Here is a 23010-nt window from a genome sequence, read left to right as displayed (position 1 = left end):
TTAGAAAATATTACATTTGTAAAAAAAGAGGTGTTTGGGTGAGTAAACAAGGGAAAAGCAAAGACTTAGATGGAAAGTTGAAAGAATACCTCTCTAGCTATGGAATTGTAAAGAGGGCAGATATTTTAGATGCCTTTAAAGGTGAGCGCAGTGTTAGAGCAATTGTTCGACACTTAGAGGACTTGAAAGAAGCTGGATTCATAGAAAAATTGTCTGCCAAACAAGTCACAAAATATGGCATTAATCCAACAGATTATCGTGAAAAGTACTTTTTGCTAAAGGAGAATACGGAAATAAAAAAGCATGTTGATGCTGTCTTTAAACTATTTGATGATAGTAATTCTGAAGCTAAAATAGCTGCTTTAGGGGAAATGGATACTTATAAAAATTATTATATTCTAGAACCTTTGCAATTAGATATTCTGGTTAAAAATCTTAGTGAAAAAGACATTGAATTATCATATCAACTAATGGTAGTTATTCATCACTATATTGTGGATAAAAAGATTAAACCAAGTGACACCAACTTACTGCTTACCAAGTTGAGATCGCTTTTGAGAAATATACCACCTCTGTCTGAACAACGTCCTGTTCTTCGAGGGAATATTATTGCTTTACTTTGCATGTATGATGATGAAGTTGTAGTTGAACAACTTATCAAAGATGCTGAAACAATGGAAAACTTTGCAGATGTAAAAGATGAGTATGATAAACTATATGCTGCTAAGTTAATCGAAAAGAATAGGACGAAGCTTTTCAATCTTGAAATTGAGTTGAGAAATAAAGGTAAGCACAAAAATGTCAAGGTTCTTTCTCAAATAAGAGATCAGGCAAGAAAGGGTATAGATATAGCGTTGCTTGATGGAAATGTTAATACTCTGAGGAGTGATCTTAAATGAGATTTTTACTGTTGAATGGAAATGGCATAGATATCCGTGTAAATAATGCCAAATTACGTGTCAAAGATGGAAGATTCTCGACAACTGATGAACTTCAGGAATATGTGTTCTCTCCAAAAAGAATTGATATTGATAGCATTATCATTTATGGTCAGAACGGGAACCTTACAATTGACGCAATCAGATGGCTGATAAAGCATAATGTCCAGATATCAGTTCTCAACTGGGATGGCAAGTTATTGACAACAATGCTTCCTCCTGAAAGCACTAACGTCAAAACAAAGTTTGCTCAATATCATGCTTTTGAGGATGAAAAAGCAAGAGTCACCATAGCAAAGAACTTCATCGAAGCTAAGTTTGACAAAACTCTTGTAGTACTTGATTACCTCAAACAAAGGTATCCTGAAATCGAGTATGATTTAACAGAGGATTTTGAGAAACTAAAGAAGGCTAAGACCATCAAAGAAATAATGGGTGTAGAGGGTGGTGTTGCCTACAAATACTGGAATGAATTTGCAAAAGCCATTCCTGAGAAATACGATTTTGAATCAAGGATTGATTCGAGCCGAAGAGCCACAGGCGCAGGGGACATGGTAAACGCTATGCTTAACTACGGCTACGCTTTGCTAGAGGCAGAGGGCCTAAGGGCCATTAACGCTGTGGGCCTAGACCCTCACGTGGGTTTTTTGCACGAAATGACACCTAGCAAGAACAGTTTAGCTTATGATCTGCAAGAGCCTTACCGCTTCCTTGTTGATTTTGCAGTAATTAGCCTGATAGAATCTGAGAGAATGGAAATCAAGGATTTCATTAGGACTGAGAGTTATTCACTGAGGCTAAGACCAAGTGGAGCTAAGAAGCTAACTGAAGAGATTAATTTATGGTTCAACAAGAGAGTCAGTTACAAAGAGAATATGACAATGTGGAGTTATGTTATGTTCCTGAAAACTAGGGAATTGGCTCAATATTTAAGTGACAAAAGAAAGGACATTGATTTCATAGAACCACAATATGAGACAAAACGACAGGACTCAAGCGACATACGACAGAAGATACTCAGTATTTCATATTCTGATTGGAAAAAACTAGGTTTTTCAAAAGGAACATTGCATTACATGAAACAAAATGCGAAGGCAGATAAGCCTTTTACACTTAATGCTCATGTGAGAGAACGCTTGGAGCAATGGGAGAAACTTATTGCAACTACCTAATTTTGGAGGAGACATGATGTCTCTTTTGTCGCTTGTTATAGGAATTCGGGAGACAAATCTAGGAGACAGAAAAGATAACTACTTGTAGACAATTTCAAGATACATAAACGAGAGACTAGGAACAGACAAAAATGATTGAAACTCAAGTTAATTCCTTGAGCTTCTGTAAGCTTTCATTAATCTTTGCCTGAGATTCTTCAATTATCCTTATCAATTCAGCCGGTTTTGGTATTTCCTTTTCAGTGATATTAGGATTGACTGCCTTGAGATTATATTCTTTTTTCTTGACGGTATCAATATCCATATACCAGCTTTTCTCACTGATCTTGTCTTCTTCCTTGTCTGAATGGAGCCTCATAAGAAAATCATCAAACTTATCAAGTGTTAGAGGACTTTTCTTGAGTATTTTAATATCAGACATGTCATAATACCAAACTTTCTCAGTGCTCTTGCCCTTTGTGAAGAACAAAAGATTGGTCTTAACTCCTGCTCCTGCATTTAAGAATACATTTTGTGGAAGGCTCAGAATACACCAGAGGCTACATTCATCAAGGAGTTTTCTTTTTGTTTGTACAAAGGCAGCCTCATTGGTTCTGAACAACACACCTTCATCAATAACCATTGCACAGGTTCCATCATCAGTTAAATGGTCAATAATGTGTTGTATGAACAATATTTGAGTATTACCTGTCTTGAAAGCAAAGTGGGCCTTTGCATCGTCTCCTTCTTTTCCTCCAAAGGGTGGATTGGTAAAGATATAATTGAATTTGTATGGTGCTCCTTCAAAAAGGTCCATGTATGTTACTCTACCACTGAGAGTATTCTTAAGGCCAATATGTGGCTGGTCAATTCCGTGTAACACAAGGTTTGCAAGAGATATAGGGAAAGCTGTAAAGCTGCTATCCAAACCCCAGAAAGCATCATGTTTGAGATGGCTGTAATCTGAAGCAGTAAGTTTTAAGTCGGATAGTTCAGGATTGGTTAAGTAGGTGTAGTTTTCAGCCAGAAAGCCACCTGTGCCACAGCCAGGATCATAGAAGGTTGCATACTCACCATTGTGTTTGACATCAGGTTTAACAGCCTTTATCATTGCTCTTATAACTTCTCTTGGTGTAAAGAACTGTCCACCATCATTGTTCATTTCACCCATTTTGAGAAGCAAACCTTCATAGACTTGTGACAGAGGGAACTGGTGTGTATCATCTATGTTTTCAGATGTCAGATATTCAACTTTGTCCAGAACATCCAGTAGATTCTTTTCACTACCCAATCTTGTATGATTGAGATTCCTGAATATTTGAGAGATTATCTTCTGTCTCTTAGTAGCGTTTGGATTCTCTTCATGATCATCGAAAGCTTTCAGGTGAGGAATTAAATCTTCATTGACAAAATCAAGAAAAGCATTCATATGGCTTGCCTGAAGTTCCTTTCTCTTTTTGCCATCAGGACTTCCCCAGTCTCTCCACCTGTAGGGATATTCTAGAGACGGCTCAAAGTTATCACCTACTGCCTCACTTTGTAGCTGTTCTTCTTCTTCCTTCTCATCTAGAATCCTCAAAAACATCATCCAAGTAAGTTCGGGAATATACTCCATGGCACCCTTAGTATTGTCCCTACGCATGATATTACATATTGATTTAATGTAAGCGTTCATGCTTGACTGATCAGAAACGTTTCTTCCATTGTTTTTAGCCACGATTTACACCTTCTCTGGGATTTCGTATTTTCCGAACACTTCATTTAGGATTGATGCAGGTAGCAGGGTTATTGCTGTCTCTTTTTCGATAAGCTTTCCCCTTACATCATATAAAATGTTCAACTTTTCGTTCAATCGATCTATTGTGATGGTTTGTTCATCAAGTGGAGGGAGTGGGAGCTTAATCTTGACCAAATTTCTAATAACTAAATTTTTGTTACCGGCTCCTTCTGTATAATGTACTGCCTGTTGCCTGCATATTGGAGAATTTAAGACTTTTTCGAGATATTCTGGTTTGATTTTATTATTATCTACTTTTAGCAAAGCTACACTGACAAATATAGAGAACTCTCTATCAGTATCAATCTGTTTTGCAATACCTGTAGTACCGACTTTAGTATAAAGAACATCACCTTTTTTAGGATTGCATCTTTTTATCAGTTGTTTATGCTCATCTTCACTTATGAATCTAGTACCTTCAAATGATATTTTATCCGGCCGAATATCTTTCACCGATATGAAGGGGATACCATGATTTGTATATTTGGGAGTGTGATGAGTACCATCAGTTACTTTCATACACACATCACCGATTGATGCAATTGGATATTTTTGAAACGATCCATTTTCAAACGACGTTTTGTAAACGCTAGTAATCAAATCTTCAAATGTTTCTAGTTCCTTCCTAATTTCTCTCTTCATCTGACCACAGTGAAATATTTCCTTGTCAATATGATCAACAATTTTTTGTTGAAAGCTTATGGGTGGTACTATGAACGGATAATCTTCAAGAAATGATTTTGGAACTCTTTGTTGGCCTACAGCTCCTGTAAAATTACCTTCTGCTTCATTTATAAATTGTTGGTTTCTTACAAAATAATATATCCATTCAGGTATGACATGCTGTTTACACCTTAACACATGAAATTCAGTACTACCAAACCCAAACTTATTAATTAGGCCTCTTGCAATAACACTTTTCTTATTTTGCATGCAAGGTGTTATTTTAGCAAAGAGGACATCATTTTCTTCAAAATAAGTATATCCTTTTTTTACCTTTTGAAAGGGCACAACTTTTATCTCACTAATTATTCCTCGATCACCATCTACAGCTTCCATAGGAACAAAAGATGTTCCTTGATGATCATCTACTTGTAACTGTGGTTTTCTAGGATTAATGATACATTCTTTTTTTAAGGTGCTCCATCTCCATCCATCTGGTAATTTTTCCTTTCCCATTTTTCAGAACTTCCAGTTATTTCATGCTTTAAACAGATATTTAATTTGACTTCAATATAACATGGAAGAATAAAACAGTTTGCGAGAAACCTGCTCAAAAGTTTCAAGCAGCCAACAATCTTTCCTTAACAGCACTAATCAGAGTACTAACCTTCACACCAATCTTGCCAAGTGCCCTTATACCACCAGCAACTTTTACAGAAGGAATATTGAAAACATCCTTGCTTTCCAGTTCTTCAATACCATTCTCTCTAAACTGGTCTGCTAGTGCCTTGATAACTTCTGAGGAGTCAGAAGGTAAGCTCATAAGCCAGTCCTTATTTTTGTAATCAAAGGCTTCAACCCTTTCATCTCTTGTTTTGGCAGGAACTCCAAATCCAATCTCAGCAAACAGGTCGAAAAGATCACAATCATCTAGTTCAAGCAATTCTCTCAATAAATATGCACCTTGATTGCCGCCTGGTAGAGCTGAAATAAGGTGTTTACGGTCTTCAGAATTTATCCACATTTCTCTTAAAAGGTCTATATCCTTGGCCTGATCCACAAGAGAAGCTGCTAACTGTTCCTTGTACTCTTCTATGGTGACAGGCTTTTCTTTTCCTGTGGCATCATCACGCATCAGGATAAAGGTCCCTTCGTCTTTGATCTCTACTTCATAGCCCTGAACCTTTGCTATCTTTCTTTTCTCATCTTCGTTTTTCTTTGAAGGCTTTGAAGGTGTAGGTCTTGGACTTGAAATGAAGTCTTCACCAAATAGCCTTGTGACATTTGTATAATCATAAATCCGGAACATATACTTGTTAAAGCCTTCATCAATTCTCGTTCCACGGCCTACCATCTGGTAGAATTGGATAGGTGAATTTACATAATTGAAGAAAACAATATTTTCAATACATGGAATATCAACGCCTGTTGTTAGTAAGTCAACAGTTGTTGCAATGAAATGAGAATTTTGGCTTCCTCTCATGTTTGCTATAAGCACTTCCTGAGATTCACCAAGAATTCCTGCTGAGATTCCTTTTTGAGTACACTTAAAAGCAAACTTTTCACATTCAGGTAATCCTCTTTCAATGTAGAGATTGTTCAATGTATTAGCCACATCACCAGCATGCTTGTCGTTTACACAGAAAATTATTGTTTTCTGCTTGAGACTGCCTGTCTCTTCAAACATATTCATCAGATCTTCACACATGGCTTTAACTCTGTCAGGCAAGATGAGATCTCTTTCATAGTTTTTCTTGCCGTAAGCTTCTCTTGTATCATGAATTGTCAGTAGATTACCTGTCTTTGCATCCCTAGCACCCATATTAACGATCTCTTGTCCACTAAGTAATCTATCATCAATATCAGGATGCCTTTTTACAATCTCGCAGGCTGCCAGATAACCATCTTCCCATCCTTTGTGATATGGATATTCATAAACAGGCTCACCAAAGTACTCTATGTTATTTTGGCTGATTTTCTCATCTGTGCCTCTCTCATCTGCATTGCCTCCACTAATCTGCCTTGGCGTGGCCGTTAAGCCTATCTGGACTGCATCAGTGTTGTTCTTCAGAACAATGCTCCACTTGTTCCAAGCACTCCTGTGGCACTCATCAATAATAATGTGGCTAAAGTAGTTCTTCGGGAAATGCTCAAGGAAAAACGATTCATCTCCGTCTTCGTCAATACCAAGAGCCTGATAAGTAGAAACAATAATACGAGCATTCTTCTTTGGATCTTTATTTTCAACAAAATCAGCATTATCTCCAAATACAGCAAACATCCGGCCAAAGCCTTGTTTTCTCAACTCGTTTCTGTCACAGACAAACAATGCCTTTCTGAGTTGTCCTGTTTCAGCAAGCTTGTAAAGTATCTGAGAGGCTATTCTTGTTTTACCAGATCCAGTAGCCAGAGACAATAAAACTCTGTTCCATTTCTCCCTTTTTGAAGCTATCTTTTCAAATGTAGCTCTAATGGCTGCATCCTGATAATAGCGCCTTTCTGATTGACCACCTTTATAGGGCACAAGTAAGGGTTTTGCCATTTCATCTTCAAGGCACAAACCCTTTCCCGTTTCATAATGAGATTTTAATATATCAGGCGTAGGAAACTGATTTAGAGGAAGCTCGTCACTAAAGAGTTTATTAAAAGCATCATAGGATACGAAGGAATGCCCATTGGTTGAAAACACATAAGGAACATTTAGATACTTTGCATATTCCTTGGCCTGATCAATACCAAAGCCAGCAAACTCATCTTCCTTTTTAGCTTCAATAACTGCTACAGGCAACGGATTTTGGCCTTTAGTGGTTGGTAAGCATAAGAGGTAATCAGCTTTACCACTTTTTCTTTTTGTTTTGCCGTTTATAATTTCAACAGCACCAGCAGTAGTTTCACGTCTTATTAGATCTTCTTTCCAACCGATTGAATGAAGCTTTGGATCAATAAGTTTTGCTCTGGTATCTGCTTCGTTATATCCCATTTTTACCATCAATAAATTATTGTGTAGTATGCATTGTACAATAAATTATAAATGTGTTATGTTTTCTATTTTCATTAGAGATTTATTTTCAGCTTTAATAAATTACAAAAAGGATATAAACTATCAAACATTTTATGTAGCTTATGAGTACTCATAGTTGGGCTAAATCTTTGATAGAATGCTTTGGTTCAATTCTAAAGCCTTTCTCTGTAGTATTCAAAGTACCTTCAATTTTTATAATTTGGTTTTTGTCAGTTATTGTTAGTCATATTGGTGTTCTAGCAGTGTTTTTAGCTTACAAGAATCAGTCGGAGCCTACTGAAATATTAATACTAATTTTTCAACAGGGTATCTTCTATAGTATTTCGATAGTTCTATGCGCTTCTTATTTATCAATAATTTTTATAGATATGATTCTTAGAAATAGGGAAGCAAAAAGAATTACATTCATGTCATATAAATTCTCTTCAATTTCAATTGCGGTAGTTGATTTAATTGTCTTAAGTTTATTGTATATGTCAACTTTCGTGGAGTATGCTACTAAAGGAACAGACGAAGCTTCAAGTATAGATTTCATACAAATTACAGTACATACTCTTTCTATAATATTGGTGATTTATCTGTTTTGTTTATCTTACTTGGATTTGGATTATCCTAGTTATAACAAATTAGATGATCAAATAGACTCAGACGCGGATACAGAGGCGTTAATGGATAAAGTTGACACTGTAGAGGATGATGGGGAGGGGATTTTATTAGAATAGAAGCACCACTGTTGCCTGTTGAGCAACCAATTGGTACATTTTATATGAGCGTGTTACCTGTGGAAACTATTCTAAATTGTACCAGAATTAGACAACGAAAGTTCGACGAAAAATCAGATTCCTATGAAGGAATTCAGCGAAAAGAAGTCTCTCCAAGAATTAAAGAAATTAAAGAATATTCTTCTGATCCAAATGCAACTTTTCCAACTCCAATAATAATTGCTGTTGACAAAGATAAAAGTAAAGGATTAAAAATAAATGAAAGTGTTTTTGAATTTTGTGATGAAGATATTATAGGCGAAGTTATTGATGGTCAACATAGACTTTTAGGTCTTAAGAGATCAGAGTATCGTGTAAAATTTAATATTCCAATAATCTTCATGTTCGGGTTAACCGATCAAGAAAAAGCCGAAGTTTTTTCAATAATTAATAGCACACAGAGGCCAGTTTCCAAATCGCTGATATATGATTTATTTGAATTGAGTTCATACAGGAGTCCTCAGAAAACATGTCACGTAATTGCTAAACTTTTAAACAGTGATTACAATTCTCCATTTTATAGAAGATTAAAAGTTCTAGGTAGAAAAGAAAGTGAAATGGAATCACTTTCTCAAGGCAGTTTCATAGAGTATTTACTACCTTTAATTTCTAAGACTCCAGATAAAGATTTGAGGTGTTCTAAGCAAGATATACCTTTTGATCCTGATGAAAATGTTCCATTGCGATCTTATTTTATAGATGATAAAGATGAAGTAATTTATAAAATATTATTTAATCTATTTACGGCTGTCAAAAATGTATTTGAAAAAGAATGGAATAACCCTGATGAATATATCCTTTCAAAAACACTTGGATATGGTGCAATTCTTACTGCTTTCGAGCCATTATATTCATTAGGTAAGAAGAAAGGGACTCTGTCAATTAATTTCTTTACAGAAATTTTTGAAAAACTTAAATATGAACTTAAAAATCAAAACAAAGAACTAACCTCAGAACATTTTAGTTCAAATAGGCAAGAGCAAAAGGAATTAGCTGATATCATAATCAAATGTGTAAAAGATTTCGAATCTAATACTTTTTAGTAGGATATTTACATAATTGTAATTATAGTTATACGCTAAATTTTAACTTTTTTAATGAATTTAATCTTGTTTCAAATATGTTATTAAGTGTTTTCGCACAAAATAAACAAGTTTTATTCAACAACACTTCATAAAATTTTGAGTATCTGTTTTTCAGGATACCTATTACCCAAAAACAAGATGCGAGGGGAGGGATTCGAACCCTCGAAATCCTTCGATACTGGATCTTAAGTCCAGCGCCTTTGACCTGGCTGGGCGACCCTCGCATTGAGAAGAACAGAGTTACTGGCTCTGGAAGTGTAAGCCACTAATAAGAGTTAAGTTATTTAACCCTTATTCTAATAAGTATGAAGGTAACATTTCTTGGAACAGGTGTCGGGATTCCGCAGGTTGGAAGAGTGCAGTCAGGGCTGATCATGGAAATTGGCGACAGGCCGGTGCTTTTCGATTGCGGCTGCGGGGTCCTTGGGAGGATCGTGGAAGCGGGGTACGGGCATACGGACATCGATACAGTGATTTTGACTCACCTGCACCTTGATCACGTGGGGGACGTGCTGGCGCTGCTCAAGGCCAGGTGGCTCTCGGGCGCGACAAATGCCGTGCATATCTACGGGCCACAGGGAACGCAGGAGTGGTTCGGCAAGGTCATGGCGCCCTATGACTATCTTCAGGACAAGTTCAAGGTAGAGATAACCGAGCTGCGCGGAGGAGAAGCATTCTCTCCGGAAGGCAGGGGTGAAGACACAGGGGATGACAGCATCATCACCTGCACGCCTACGGTCCATAGTGTTCCCTCACTGGCTTACCGGGTGGAGAGTAAGAGCAAGGCAGTGGTCTATACCGGCGACACCGAGCCCTCGGAGATGCTCTTCAGGTTCGCAGACGGTGCGGATGCATTTATCCATGAATGCTCCTTTCCTCTGGGCTTTGAGACAACGAATCACGCCACACCGGATATGCTCACCGGCATGATGCAAAAGTATCCTCTCGAAGTCGGGCATCTTTATCTTGTACATCTTTACCCGCACATGCAGGGACGTGAAGCAGAAGCTGTAGAACATATAATAAACTACTTTAAAGGCAACATCACCATTGCTTCTGACCTGATGAAGATCGAGGTATAGTCCATCCGGCCTCAAAAATACCCACAGGGGCGCGGTGCACCAGCACCGCTGCCCTGAAAGTTGGTCTTATTAATTTTGACCTTTACAGATAAAAAGTACAGGACTGGAATTTGACATCGGCAGTTTCTAGAGTTTTCCCAGAACCTCGATAACAGCCTCACCGAACTCTTCCGCAGCCTTTGGTCCGGCGGCGGTCACCACATTGTCCATGATGACAACATCCTCATCCTCGTAGGAAGCGCCGCCCTTCTCAAGTTCCTTAATGCATGCGGAATCTTTGAATACAGTAGCCCTCCTGTCCTCAAGCACACCTGCCCTGGCAAGGACCACGGGAGAGATACATATCGCAGCAACTACTTTTTCATGCTCATGTGCATCCCTGACAAGTTTGTGCAATTTCTTATTGGACCAGAGGTATTCCCTTGAACCCCCACCACCGGCAATAACCACAGCATCGAACTCCGCAATATTGACGTTATCAATACTAATATCAGGTCTCACCTTCCTGCCAAGGATACCTACAGCCTCATCCATACTATTACTTGCAACTGTTATATCCACTCCTGCATCCTCAAATATCTCCCTGGGTTCAAAGAACTCCTCATCCCTGAAATTCTTTTGTGCTATGACCATTAGTATTTTCTTGTCTGCTATATCTGATCCTGTCATATTATCACTCTAAATTATCAAATATTACTCTAAATATCACTCTAAATATACTCTCAATATTGTGAAGCCGGCTGTTGTAAAATATTATCAGATTATTTCTTTCTAGCCTCCACTTTATACAACAGCAGCCATTACTATAGTCATCACGAAATAGATTTTATTTTCAGGTACTTATACTTGACTACGCCCGCTTAAGTCATAAGCACCCGTCCCACAGGTATTCCAATAAGATAAAAGTTTTACGATAGGAATAGAAGCGGTTTTCTTGCTTGCCACTCCTTATATTCCTTCACCGGAGCCACTTCCAAAGTGCAAAAACTCTTTGCGAATAGTATATGGATAGAAACATCCCCGCAGCCTTCTGTTATAGCAGCAGAGACCCAGGGCATAAGCAAAAAACCTAAGTAAAGTGGGCGACCTCCTGAATAATGGAATGAGTTAAGGCTTGTTTTTAAACAAATAGAGATAATAGAGATGATAAATTGTCAATAAGTGATGGAGATACAATAAAACTAGATTACACAGGGACCTTGGATGATGGTTCTGTGTTCGACTGTTCAGATGACCGTGAACCTCTCCAGTTTACGGTAGGTGCGGGCCAGGTCATACCCGGTTTTGAAGAAGCCGTCAGGGGCATGGAAGAAGGGGAAGAGAAAAAGTTCAGGATAGAACCATCAGAAGCTTATGGTGAGTACAATGAAGATCTGACCCAAAAGATTCCCAAAACGGTTATCAGCTCAGACATGGAAATCGAAGAGGGAATGATGTTATTGGTGAAAACCCCCGATGGGCAGGAAATACCTGCAAAAGTAGCTGAAGTGGGCGATGAACAGGTCACACTTGATATGAATCATCCCCTTGCCGGTAAGGCCTTGAATTTCAATATAAAGATTGTCGAGGCATAAACGAGAAAACCCGGTGTTATGACTACAGGCTCCGGGTATTCTTTAAGTTTAAAGGAAAAAGGAAATTTATTTGTGGTCAGGCATCTTCTGCTCGGCCCTTTTTTTCAAGTCCAGTATCCTAGGATCTCCTGATTTTAACTTAAGGCCTTCATCATAAGCTGCAATAGCGTTCTTATAGTCTCCAAGATAATACAGAGAGATACCCTTCTGCACCCAGACCGAACTCTGCCGGCGTCCCGTGGCAATAAGTCTGTTAAAGCAGTCAAGGGCGATCTGGTACCTTCGCAGGTAAATGCATGTTATGCCCTTGTTCATTAAAGCAAGACCGTTATCAGGCTCAAGCTGCAAAGCGGCTTCAAAACATTCATAGGCAGCAACATGATCTTTCTTTTCCTTTCCTGCTGTGATCCCTTCATTGATCCATTCTGCTGCGCTCCTGTTACCCCTTTGCCGGAGCTTCCTTCTTGCTCTCTCAAGAGCGCTTACGGTATCGAAGGGTTTTTCCCTCGATCTCTCGATGGCTGCTGGCGCCTGATGCTCTCTGGGCTTGAGATTCGTCTTTTTCTTCTGCGGGATATACTCGGGCTTCCCAAGCATCTTCCTGAGCATAATGATGGCAGCATCCTTGTCCAGTGGATTGTTATTGTTCCCGCATTTTGGGGACTGGATACAAGAAGGGCAGCCTTCGGAGCATGGACATCCCTCGATAGACCGCAGTGTGACCTCAAGCATCTCCACGATCTTCCCATATCCGCTCTCAGCATAACCTACTCCACCCTGGTGCCCATCATACACGAATATCCCACTTTTACCTGCAAGGTCGGGGTGTTCGGTGGCTGACACTCCACCAACGTCGTTCCTATCGGCAAGCAGGTGCAAGGGATACATCCCGATAATTGCGTGCTCGATGGCATGGATACCGCCTGCAAAGTCACAGTCATGCGTTTCCACTGCCTGAGCAAACATAACAGGCATCTCCAGCCATAGAGCTTCCGTGCTCAAGGTGAACTTTGGCATCTGCAGGGAATACTGGCCAAGATCATCATCGGTGCGCTGCCGGACCTTTTTATACCCGGTTACCTGCTGTGTTACATCCACATCCCCGAAACCAACCTTAACATCCTTACAGGTGGAGAGGATCTTGTTGTGAACAGTACCTTTGATCACGATATCCGAGGACACCATAGAACGCGTGTAATATCCGTCATCTGCCTGCTCCACAAGGATCTGCTTTTTCTCATGGTCCAGTTTTGTTACACAATAAGGCACTCCCTTATTGATGTAGACCGCACCTTCAAAAGCCTCCCTGTAAGCCTGCAGCCTGGTCATATCCCTTTCCAGAGGCTTTCTGGTAGCTTTATCTACCATGTTATAAGAGTCATTGTCTATATTGCGGATGGAAACATTCCTGTGAGGATCAGGATCAAGACATTGTTTAGCGTCCAGGCCACCAAGCAGTCCTTCCTCTTCAAGCACCCTTACAATAGTTTCATACTCACTGCCAAAATGCAGGGCATCTTCAGCCTTGAGAGGAACTTCCATGGCAGCGCATAACAGATGTCCGGCCTGGATATAGCGGTTGGATACGTTGATGACTGCCTCTTCACAGTTCCTTCTGAAGAAGTCCGTAGGATTACGCATATAGTACTGGTCAAGAGCATTCGAGTCCGCTACAAGTACCACAATGCTTTCCCGGCTCCCGCGGCCCGCTCTGCCCGCCTGCTGTCTGGCACTCATTATAGTGCCCGGAAAACCGTCCATTATGCAGGCATCAAGCCCACCAATGTCGATACCCATTTCAAGGGCATTCGTGGAGATCACGCCATCGATCTCTCCTCCGGAAAGCCCTTTTTCAATAGCCTCGCGCTCATGTCCCTGATAACCGCCCCTGTAGGAACTAATGGTCTTCCTGACCCCTCTGCCGGCAAGTATATTCCTGGACTCTACATACATCCTTTCCACTTTCTGCCGGGACCTGGCAAATGCAATCGTCTGGAAGCCACTCTGGACAAAGTTAGTAAAAAGATCCACCGTATCACCAAAACTGGACTTACGGATAGTGAAGTTACGTGATTTCTCGTACATGGGAGGATTCCAGAAGATGAAACTCTGCGCTCCCCTGCCGGAGCTGTCGCTGTCTACAAGACATACCTCCTTTCCTATGAGAGCCGATGTGTGCTCTACAGGATTCCCGATGGTCGCAGTGCAGCAGATATACTGAGGACTTGACCCATACAGCTCACATACCCTGTTAAGCCTTCTGAGCAGGTTTGCCATGTGGCTGCCCATCACCCCGCTATATGAATGACTTTCATCCAGGACTATGAACTTCAGGTTTGACAGGAATCCCCTCCACTGGTGCTTCCATGCAAGGAAACTCATGTGAAGCATATCCGGATTGGTAAGTAGTATGCGAGGATTCCCATATTTCACGGAACTCTTCTCTGTCTGGGACATACTGCCTATGAACTTGTCTATCCTGATGTCCAGTCCCATCATATCACTGAAATCCCTGAATGCCTGAAGCTGGTCGTTCACCAAGGCGTTGAGCGGAGAAAGGTACAGCGCAGTTGCCTTCGGGTCATCAAGCAGCGTTTCAAATATCGGAAGCATATAACACAGAGACTTACCACTGGCCGTGCTGGTGGACAGTACAATGTTCCTCCCTTCACGCACCTTGGTCACAGCTTCGGCCTGATGTGAATAGAGTTGCCTGATTCCCTTCTCGCACAATGCAGAACTTACCAGGGGTTTTAGTTCAAGGGAACTGTGAACAGGCTCCCTTGCAGGTATATCCTCTACATGCACTATCTGTCCTTCATATCTTCCTGATGCTTTGAGTCTGTTGATGAGTTCAGGGATATCCATTATGAAAAAGCTCCGTTGTTCAGGATATAAAATTGATAGATGAGTTGCACTTGCCTTCAGCTGATTAAAAGCCAGCAGGCCCGCTTTTATATCCGGCAAGACCTTGCCGTTATGTCACAAAAACCTTTTGCTCACCCTTGATTCATTATGCCGATGTAGATATTTTATATATGGTGACGACTTTTTTTATATGGGGAATTGTATTGAAGGTCAGGTCATCAAGCAAAGCTTTTTCATCTTTCATATTGCGTGCTGCTGCTCTTTTGTTTGTCATCATACTTGCTTGTGGGTGCATTGGTGCCCAGAGAGAAACGGACCTTCCCCAGGCCAATAACTTTTCCTCCGGGCCCGTTGGGGATTATCCTTTGGCATCGCTTGTTGCAGATGAGCTTGAAATTCCATGGTCACTGGATTTCCTTCCAGACGGCGATATCATTTTCACAGAAAGGCCCGGGAGAGTTCGCCTCATAGATGCTGAAGAAGGTCTGCTCCCCGAGCCTCTGTTAACGATAGATGAAGTGGCACATAACGGCGAGGGAGGGCTGCTTGGCATAACTGCGCATCCGGATTTTGAAGATAATCATTTCATCTATGTATATTATACATACAGGGAAGACGGCATCATATACAACAAAGTGGTTAGGTACATTGAAGAGAACAGGCAGCTGACCGATGCCCAGGTGATCATAGACAGTATCCCAGGAGGTCGCAATCACAACGGTGGCAGAATCAGCTTCGGGCCTGATGGTCTTCTGTACATCACCACAGGAGATGCCGGAGAATCGTCCCTTTCCCAGAATCTTAGCTCCCTCGCAGGAAAGATACTGCGTGTGACTGATGAAGGCGATATCCCGGAAGATAACCCATTCCAGAATTCTCCTGTCTATACCCTTGGCCACCGCAATCCACAGGGACTTGCATGGGACGAACAGGGAAGGTTATGGGCTACAGAACATGGTCCCAGCGCCAGGGACGAGTTGAACCTGATCGAAGCCGGGAGTAATTATGGATGGCCTGAAATAACCGGTGATGATACAGCTTCGGACATGGAATCACCTGTCATTCACAGTGGCAGTCAGACCTGGGCTCCATCCGGGGCCGCGTATCTTAATGGCTCTGTTTTCTTTGCAGGACTCCGGGGTCAGAGTCTCTATGAAGTCTCCCTCGGCTCGGGTGACGATTTGGACTCCGTAGAGCTGCAGGAACATTTCAATGGGGATTTCGGAAGACTGAGGGATGTCGTGGCCGGGCCTGACGGCAACCTGTATATCCTCACGAGCAATCAGGATGGCAGGGGGCTTCCTGTCAGCGGAGACGATAGAATAATCAGGGTGAATGCCAGCATGTTATGATCATCCTTCCTTTAAGAGTCTCAAGCATCATGAAAAATCCAAAAGGTTTATCAGGTTGCTGATTCACTTTAAACTAACAAGTTTGATGAATCACGGAACCTGCTGATGCAATATGTTGTTTGATAAATTACTTTCTGATGTCACCTATAATGATATTCAGGAACTGAGTTATGAAAAGATAGATGAATCCATGCTCCTGGACTACAAACAGGAACTCAATGATACCGGTATCATTAAGCAGGTCACCGCCTTCTCAAACACCAAGGGAGGCTACCTTGTCTACGGGATTGCAGAAACCGGTAAAGGTGGACATCCCGAATACATCATAGGCATCGAAATGGACACAAATACTGAAAGGCTGGAGCAGATAATCCTGAGCAATATCGTGCCAAGGGTCAGCGTCCAGATGAAGAAGATACCTATCCCGGATACCGACAGGATAATACTCGTAGTCCAGATACCGGAGGGGCAGAACAAGCCCTACTACAACAACCACGACAAGAAATACTACAAGAGGTACAACTTCTCTGCCACTCCCATGGATGAGAATGAAATCGAATGGCTGTACCAATCACGCTTTTTTGGCATGAGCAAGCTAGACCGGTATGTGGAGGAAGCCATATTCCTTAGCCAGAACAGGATTCCCCATGAGATCCAACTCAACGGGATGGAGGGACATGTGATCATAACCCCCCTGAAGATAGATGGCCAGATGTTTGACCCCTCCCCTGATTTTGGACATGAGCTCACCGACCTGCACTCCAACAGGACGAGTGGCTGTACAGATTATCTGAGCGGCCCTGTCATGCCTTCAAAGTTCGGCATCAAATGGGACGACGAGCACTATCTGCAGAACAAGGACTCCGTCAACAAGGTAGAAATTCACAGGAACGGGCTCGTCCATTCGATGAAAAGATGCGGTTCCTATAATCCCGAAGGTAGTAAGGAACTGGATGATGATTCGCTTGCATGCAACCTATTGCAGACCATCAGGTTCACAGCATCCTTCTATTCAAAGATCAGCTATATGGGTAAAGTTAAGATAATGGTGAAAGTCTTCAACTGCACCAACTCTTTTTTGACCGACGGAAAGATCAAGCCCACTGAAGCCCGAAAATGCGATTCCGAAGAGATCTCCATAGAAAGACAATGGGACTCCTGGAAACTCGAGGAAGATCACGTACTGATATCAAGGGACATCATGGATGAGGTCAGCAACTATTACGGTCTCTGGAACTCAAGACTCTTTGAAGAGCAGGAAGGCATTGTATCTTACGGAAAATGACACTCTTCAGCCACTTTCCATCATAAGCCAGAAGGACCCTGGAACAACCTGTTTTCGAGGGTCCCCCCTTAAAGTGTTTACTTTGTCTTCAGCACATACACCATATAAATCGCTATTAATGCTCCGAGTAGTGTGAATGCCGGAAGAGCGAACGATGAAGTGTCATCGGAAGACTGCGCGCCTGGGTTGGTGGTTGCTGGTGGCTCGTAGTGTTCGTTAGAAATGGTGACGTAGGCGGCGGTGAATTTACTACTAATAATTGTCCTTTTGGTATTCAAGTCTGTCATCTGATAGTAAAAGTCAATAGGTGCACTTCCACCTGCCCATTCTTCATTCGGGGCCACTGTCCATTCAAAAACTCTTGTTTCATTTGCTTCGATTGTTTCATCTATGAAATTTCCTAACGCTGATGTTGGTCCTTCAATAATATCAAAATCATTTTCACCAATCGAAGTTAACATTACAGACAAAAAGTTCCTTTTGTAACAGGTCACTTCAAATCTCAGTTTGAACGGTTCTCCAATTTTCAAGAGTGGTTTTGGAGTTTTAGGTGAATCTGAATCCGTAATTAAATATCCATTGTAATAGTATTCAATATTGACATGTTGGCTTTTTGATGATGCTGGAGTTGACAACAGCATAATTAAACACATAAGGCATACTAAAGCAAATTTATAATTCATATTGATTCCTCAAAATTGTGATTCAAAATCGTTATAACCAGTTGATCTTTCATCCCTTTCTCCTACTTTATCCCCAACTCCTTTTGGACCTGGTCCTACTATAGTTGCTGCATACCCCGAAAATTCAAATAAGACTGGTTGATTAAGACCAATAACAATCAAACCACCATTTTGATCTGTATTTATAGGATGAACAACTCTTTCGTCTTTTCTCACATACACTTGTGGCTCATGCCCAAGATATGGATTGAACATACACTCATTGTCATTATCAATAACCTTGAATGTCATATAAGCTCCTTTAACATCGTATTCCCACACATTCACAGTACATACCCAATTTGGCGGCAGCACCGGCAGACCACACGGTACATACTTCATAGCTCTCTGCAGCCTCTGCTCCATCTTCTCGGCTAGCTGTCCAGTGAGTTTCTCAGTGGAATCGTCAAGCATTTTTTGCAATTCACCGTTAATATTTGCGAAACACTCGTCAATGACAGCCTGGCTTAGGATTATCGCCTCGGACACTCCATTTGCAACACCTATCCTCATGTCGGCCTCGAGGCGGTACATGACAGCTTCCATTTCGTCAGTGCTAATCGAAGGATTCTCTGAAACTATATTCGTGTGGATTCTGAAAAGTATCTCTTCCTGAAGAGTATTATTGGCAACCATGCTGACAAGCTCATCATCGGATAAGGTGGAAATGTAAGAGTCGGATATTGTTCTTACCTCGGATTTACTGATCAGTGTGCTCAGCACAGGGTCATTCGCAACTTCATCAGCAACCATGTCCGGAACCTGGCTTCGGATGCTGGCGCTGTAATTAGTCATCAGCCTTGTGCGGTTCTCCTGAATAAGAGTAGTATCTGCGGAGGTGCCATTTGTGATAAGTGCCGCGCTCTCTGAACCAATATCCTCTATCAGTGAATTTACCTCTGTGTTCATCTCGGAAATACTCTGGCTCATGGATTGGGAGATGGAATCTTTCAGAGGTTCACTGCTACTTTCCAGTATTTCTGCGATATCAGCACCTATGCCGGTAGAGAATACACACACATTGCGCACTCCGAGAGGATAGACCACCAATCCAGTACCTTCATCTTCCCACTTATACTGTCCCTGCAGATCAAAATCCTCATCATGGTAAAGATAGTCGGGATACTGGTCGATGAGCAGTGTCATGTTCTCGGTCCAGTTGTACTTGCTGTGGGGGTTGCCTGTGATGGTCATGGTGCCGATAACGCCCATTTCCCTGGCAAGGGCAGTGGAGGCTTTCTGCATGGCGGGGTTATTGAAGAGGAGAGAAGAATCGCCGCCTAGCAATGATAATAGGGAAGAGCCTTGCTTTTCTGAAAAGGAGGTTTCGATATAACTTCCGAAAGCTGCGGTATCGTCCTGGTTGCGCTCTATAATGTACCTCAGAAGCTGGTCGTAGGCTTCGCTTCTGGCTATGGCGCGGGCGGCGTCACTGCTTGTTGTGTACATGGTGCCGGTGAGGTGCTGATCCTGCCGTGCAAAGGATTCCTTCTTGATGGGATCGTCCATCTCTGCAACGATATCAAGAGCTGCATCCTGAATGAGGAGAGTGGGGTCCTTGCCAAGGTTCTCGCCAAGCAGGGGAATTTCACGGGTAGGATTCTCCCCGTTGATAGAATCAAACATGGTTTTCATTTCCCCGCCCATGACCTTGTGCAACCAAACTGGAATGTCGCAATAGACCTTTTCAGCGGAGAATTCCTTCCCATCGGGATAAATGAGATACTGGCTCTGGATGCTCAGCATGTTGGGAATAATGTACTGGCCGCGATATTTATCGGCGGCGTCCGAACAGTCCGTATCGGGCCTTTCCAGGCCGTCGACAGATACGAGTTTATTCCTGTAATCATGGGAACTTCCGGGACTGTAGTTGCGGGTGACACCAGAATAGCCGCCTGACGGGAGATACTGGTGGTAGATGATAGTGATGTTCTCGGTCTCTGTTTGGGTGTGGGATGCTTTACCTGAGTTCACGAGAGTTAATGTAGTGCTTCCAGAAGATGATTTTGTACACGAGTAGGGGACTAAAGTGCCATTTACATTTTCGTAGCAAGTAGACGAATAGTCATAAGAATAATCGATCTTCCAGTCCGATATAACTTCAAAGTCCATTATGTATGTTACCATCCAGTCAAAACTGCGACTCTCATTTTCGAGATAGCCATCAATGCGGGTTTCGTTCAAAAGAGCATCATTTCCGATGTAACTATAGGTGGCAAGAATGCCAGTGCATGTCACATCCGTGCCAAGGTGGGAAACTGATGCATCTGTCAGGCTCCAGCTGCTTTTGCCCGTGGAAATCTTTGCAGAATGATCGATAGGAATGGTACCTGCATAAGTGAAATTGTCCCCAAGAGCCCTTATATGGGTTACAAGGACAGGATAGTAGCCTTTCCATGTTACAGTGTGTCCTGAGGCAGATTTGGAACCATGACTGCCGTATCCGCCATAGTCGCTGATCATCTGTGGATCATCGAACCCGTCCCTGAATACCTGGCCCTGAATAGTTGCACTGTATACCTCACGGGTCACATCATGCAGCAGGTCAGGATGATTACTGCTCCATTCGCCATCATTGTAGATCCAGCCGTAGTAAACACTGTCGGTATAGTTGGAGACCGAGACTATCAGTTTGGAGTTGTTTGCAACTTCTTCCCTGCTTGTACTGGCGTCTGACATCGACTCGTTGATGCCTTTATCGATATCGACATTGAAAGAGCCGGTTGAAGACAGGTTGGCGTAGGATGTGTTGATGTTACTTTGCTTCTCATCCTCATAGCCGGAACTGTCTCTGGAAATGTCACTGTAGAGAACTTTTCCGTTGTAATAGGTAGTGTAGGCTGTAGCCCATGGGTCCACGGAGTCGAACACACGCTTTTGTGTATACAGCGTACCAGCGTTTACGGATGATGTCAGGGCCGGACCGGTGACGATGTTGAGTGGGCCGTTCAGGTAATATTGCCAGGGGCCATAAGTGAAGGTTCTGACATTAGTTGCACCGAGCACGATGTCGGAGGTGGTTCTGCTGCTCAGGGCCTGCTCGTACTCGGTAGTCAGCTGGGCCAGCAGCGGCTCCCTGGAGGTTACCAGGGTCGAGATATCCATACTTCGGTTCACACTTGTACCAGTGGACAGATCCACAAGCGTGTAATCAAGGTCCTTTATGGTCAGAGTATAGTAAATAGTGTAATCTTCTCCCTGCGACCTTTCGAGCTGGCGTGAAAGCGTACCGTTGATCTTGCCTATTTCTATCTTTGAGGGTTGCACATCAGGAGCTACGTTTATCGCATAATTGTTGAATGTGTGTACGTTCTTTTGGTAATTGCTCTGCAGTAAACGGTTGAAGTGATGGGCCGTAATATCCTTGACAGGATTTGCACCCATATGGAACCAGTTCGTTGCTTTAGTATCGTTTCCATACATCAGGATAAGATAGCCATACTCATCGGTAGCATTCTCCGGTATAGTGATCATTTCATTGAACTCGGACTTGCTCCAGAAGGAGTGGGTTTCATCATACACGATTATTTCATAGATCGTTCCTGATGATCCTTTCACAATAAGGGTTCTCGGTTTTGTAGAGAATATGTTTACTATGGCTTCCAGTATATTGGCTGGTAGTTTCACATTCACTTCTATCGTTTCGCCAGGTTCTGCCTCCTTGCTTTTTGAGAATACTGAGAACCTGTCCTCTCCCCATTCTTCATATATGGTTCCCTCTGACTTGATTATGGGATGCTCTCCCTGCCATTTGAGAGCTTCCATGCCGGCATAGTTCAGGCATCGTGCAAGGTCTGCTGAAGCGATATCCTCTGCGGCTTTCTCCATACTGATGCCATCGGTCTGGTATATGGTCTCAGCGAGCTCGTAGTCCATTTTCATGAGGTAGAAGGAAGATGTTATAGAAAAGAGGAGCACGAAGATGCCGATGACAGCGAAGGGAATGTATGCGCGGGTATCATGAATAAAAGAATGAACATGCATTACTGTTTTTTGCCTCATGACAATACCTCTGCTTTAATCGATCTACTTCACCCAGAATTGAAAAGAAAAAGTAAATTTGATATTTAAACATTGCTATTTTGTTCTGATGAGAGATAAAAATTAAAAGAATAATGTAAATATGAATTCCACTCCTGTCAACGGTAGGATTCTGTCATTAAAAAAAGATATCTCTCAGTTATGCCAAAAATGGATGTTATGAAGGCAAAAGGAAACTGAAGTAAGAATTACTCATTCTTCATTTAATGTTAGCAAGTATTTCGAGTCCTTTTTCTGTTAGGGAGTACTTGCCGTTAAGTATGATCAGAAGATTGCCATTGATAAGATATTCCGTGTGGTACTTGAACACCTTATCATCAATGTCAACAGCCCCCATGATCTCCTCTTTTGTTGCGCCGAACACCCCTATCTCTCTGACAAGCTGCCGGCGAATTGGATGAGACGCAGCCTTATGCATGTACTCGTGCTCCATTTTCACACGTTCGCGCTCGGATGTCTCTCCCGTAAGCAAATCATCAAGGTCATCATTTTCCAGCATTTTCCACTCCTTCGCTATTGCTGCATGTTGATATACAATATATGGACATCTTTCTTAAAAAGATTATCCAACAGGCATCGTAGAAATGATGCTGGAAAAAAGGAGTTGGAGAAATAATATAAATGTTGGCATTGTGAAAGCAAACTTATTATCGCTTGATAGGATTGTTGTACATTTATCTGAGGGGAGT

General features: G+C 42.0%; 16 protein-coding genes and 1 tRNA gene. 8 read left to right on the top strand and 9 right to left on the bottom strand.

From position 1 onward, the window contains the following. Positions 1-38: 38 nt before the first annotated feature. Both QZZ22_RS09480 and cas1 read left to right on the top strand, forming a co-directional pair. Positions 39-899, top strand: coding sequence for a hypothetical protein (locus QZZ22_RS09480; protein ID WP_292464320.1), 861 nt, complete (start codon positions 39-41; stop codon positions 897-899). Beyond that, positions 896-2110: a CRISPR-associated endonuclease Cas1 gene (cas1, locus tag QZZ22_RS09475; protein ID WP_292464318.1), complete on the top strand. Its 1215-nt coding sequence runs from the start codon at positions 896-898 to the stop codon at positions 2108-2110. Before QZZ22_RS09480 ends, cas1 begins: the two co-directional genes overlap by 4 nt. Before the next feature lie 142 nt (positions 2111-2252). Here cas1 and QZZ22_RS09470 read toward each other — a convergent pair whose 3' ends face one another. From QZZ22_RS09470 to QZZ22_RS09460, 3 genes are all read right to left on the bottom strand, one after another. Further along, the gene (locus QZZ22_RS09470; protein WP_292464317.1) at positions 2253-3806 is read right to left on the bottom strand and encodes an N-6 DNA methylase; all 1554 of its coding nucleotides are present in this window, start codon (positions 3804-3806) and stop codon (positions 2253-2255) included. A 3-nt stretch (positions 3807-3809) separates the two neighbouring features. Beyond that, positions 3810-5045: a restriction endonuclease subunit S gene (locus QZZ22_RS09465; protein ID WP_292464316.1), complete on the bottom strand. Its 1236-nt coding sequence runs from the start codon at positions 5043-5045 to the stop codon at positions 3810-3812. A 103-nt stretch (positions 5046-5148) separates the two neighbouring features. Next, a complete protein-coding gene (locus tag QZZ22_RS09460) occupies positions 5149-7509 on the bottom strand; it encodes a DEAD/DEAH box helicase family protein (RefSeq protein ID WP_292464315.1) in 2361 nt (786 codons plus the stop codon). Between the two features lie 143 nt (positions 7510-7652). Between QZZ22_RS09460 and QZZ22_RS09455 the strand changes: the two genes are divergently transcribed. Together QZZ22_RS09455 and QZZ22_RS09450 are read left to right on the top strand one after the other, a co-directional pair. Continuing rightward, the gene (locus QZZ22_RS09455; RefSeq protein WP_292464314.1) at positions 7653-8273 is read left to right on the top strand and encodes a hypothetical protein; all 621 of its coding nucleotides are present in this window, start codon (positions 7653-7655) and stop codon (positions 8271-8273) included. A gap of 11 nt (positions 8274-8284) precedes the next feature. After that, entirely contained in the window at positions 8285-9355 is a 1071-nt protein-coding gene (locus QZZ22_RS09450) for a DGQHR domain-containing protein (protein WP_292464313.1), read from the top strand. 181 nt (positions 9356-9536) lie between these two features. Here the strand turns inward: QZZ22_RS09450 and QZZ22_RS09445 are convergent. After that, a tRNA-Leu gene (locus tag QZZ22_RS09445) sits at positions 9537-9621 on the bottom strand. Positions 9622-9702: 81 nt separating this feature from the next. On the opposite strand from QZZ22_RS09445, the gene QZZ22_RS09440 reads away from it, so the two are divergent. After that, entirely contained in the window at positions 9703-10479 is a 777-nt protein-coding gene (locus QZZ22_RS09440; RefSeq protein WP_292464312.1) for an MBL fold metallo-hydrolase, read from the top strand. Positions 10480-10605: 126 nt separating this feature from the next. Here QZZ22_RS09440 and QZZ22_RS09435 read toward each other — a convergent pair whose 3' ends face one another. After that, complete coding sequence (locus QZZ22_RS09435) at positions 10606-11148, bottom strand: DJ-1/PfpI family protein (protein ID WP_292464311.1); 543 nt, start codon at positions 11146-11148, stop codon at positions 10606-10608. A gap of 482 nt (positions 11149-11630) precedes the next feature. On the opposite strand from QZZ22_RS09435, the gene QZZ22_RS09430 reads away from it, so the two are divergent. Then, entirely contained in the window at positions 11631-12053 is a 423-nt protein-coding gene (locus tag QZZ22_RS09430; RefSeq protein WP_292464309.1) for a peptidylprolyl isomerase, read from the top strand. 66 nt (positions 12054-12119) lie between these two features. On the opposite strand, the gene QZZ22_RS09425 is transcribed toward QZZ22_RS09430, so the two are convergent. Continuing rightward, on the bottom strand, positions 12120-14921 hold the full coding sequence (locus QZZ22_RS09425) for a DEAD/DEAH box helicase (RefSeq protein ID WP_292464308.1): 2802 nt from the start codon (positions 14919-14921) through the stop codon (positions 12120-12122). A 203-nt stretch (positions 14922-15124) separates the two neighbouring features. Between QZZ22_RS09425 and QZZ22_RS09420 the strand changes: the two genes are divergently transcribed. Together QZZ22_RS09420 and QZZ22_RS09415 are read left to right on the top strand one after the other, a co-directional pair. Then, entirely contained in the window at positions 15125-16273 is a 1149-nt protein-coding gene (locus tag QZZ22_RS09420; protein WP_292464307.1) for a PQQ-dependent sugar dehydrogenase, read from the top strand. Between the two features lie 112 nt (positions 16274-16385). Next, on the top strand, positions 16386-17558 hold the full coding sequence (locus QZZ22_RS09415) for an ATP-binding protein (protein ID WP_292464306.1): 1173 nt from the start codon (positions 16386-16388) through the stop codon (positions 17556-17558). A gap of 77 nt (positions 17559-17635) precedes the next feature. On the opposite strand, the gene QZZ22_RS09410 is transcribed toward QZZ22_RS09415, so the two are convergent. The 3 genes from QZZ22_RS09410 to QZZ22_RS09400 all read right to left on the bottom strand — a co-directional run bounded on the left by QZZ22_RS09410 (position 17636) and on the right by QZZ22_RS09400 (position 22820). After that, complete coding sequence (locus tag QZZ22_RS09410; protein ID WP_292464305.1) at positions 17636-18241, bottom strand: sarcinarray family MAST domain-containing protein; 606 nt, start codon at positions 18239-18241, stop codon at positions 17636-17638. Between the two features lie 9 nt (positions 18242-18250). Continuing rightward, positions 18251-22282, bottom strand: coding sequence for a hypothetical protein (locus QZZ22_RS09405; protein WP_292464303.1), 4032 nt, complete (start codon positions 22280-22282; stop codon positions 18251-18253). Between the two features lie 238 nt (positions 22283-22520). Continuing rightward, complete coding sequence (locus QZZ22_RS09400; protein ID WP_292464302.1) at positions 22521-22820, bottom strand: hypothetical protein; 300 nt, start codon at positions 22818-22820, stop codon at positions 22521-22523. Positions 22821-23010 lie beyond the last annotated feature (190 nt).

The sequence above is a fragment of the Methanolobus sp. genome (assembly GCF_016278365.1).
Taxonomy (GTDB): Archaea; Halobacteriota; Methanosarcinia; order Methanosarcinales; family Methanosarcinaceae; genus Methanolobus.
Note: the sequence above shows the minus strand (reverse complement) of the source record. Positions and strands in the feature narration are given on the sequence as shown.

What these genes read in the sequence shown, in the direction of transcription:
- QZZ22_RS09435 (WP_292464311.1), bottom strand. Translation starts at nt 11,148, where the DNA reads ATGACAGGATCAGATATAGCAGACAAGAAAATACTAATGGTCATAGCA.
- QZZ22_RS09405 (WP_292464303.1), bottom strand. Translation starts at nt 22,282, where the DNA reads ATGAGGCAAAAAACAGTAATGCATGTTCATTCTTTTATTCATGATACC.
- QZZ22_RS09455 (WP_292464314.1), top strand. Translation starts at nt 7,653, where the DNA reads ATGAGTACTCATAGTTGGGCTAAATCTTTGATAGAATGCTTTGGTTCA.
- QZZ22_RS09460 (WP_292464315.1), bottom strand. Translation starts at nt 7,509, where the DNA reads ATGGGATATAACGAAGCAGATACCAGAGCAAAACTTATTGATCCAAAG.
- QZZ22_RS09415 (WP_292464306.1), top strand. Translation starts at nt 16,386, where the DNA reads ATGTTGTTTGATAAATTACTTTCTGATGTCACCTATAATGATATTCAG.
- QZZ22_RS09410 (WP_292464305.1), bottom strand. Translation starts at nt 18,241, where the DNA reads ATGAATTATAAATTTGCTTTAGTATGCCTTATGTGTTTAATTATGCTG.
- QZZ22_RS09465 (WP_292464316.1), bottom strand. Translation starts at nt 5,045, where the DNA reads ATGGGAAAGGAAAAATTACCAGATGGATGGAGATGGAGCACCTTAAAA.
- QZZ22_RS09400 (WP_292464302.1), bottom strand. Translation starts at nt 22,820, where the DNA reads ATGCTGGAAAATGATGACCTTGATGATTTGCTTACGGGAGAGACATCC.
- QZZ22_RS09425 (WP_292464308.1), bottom strand. Translation starts at nt 14,921, where the DNA reads ATGGATATCCCTGAACTCATCAACAGACTCAAAGCATCAGGAAGATAT.
- cas1 (WP_292464318.1), top strand. Translation starts at nt 896, where the DNA reads ATGAGATTTTTACTGTTGAATGGAAATGGCATAGATATCCGTGTAAAT.
- QZZ22_RS09440 (WP_292464312.1), top strand. Translation starts at nt 9,703, where the DNA reads ATGAAGGTAACATTTCTTGGAACAGGTGTCGGGATTCCGCAGGTTGGA.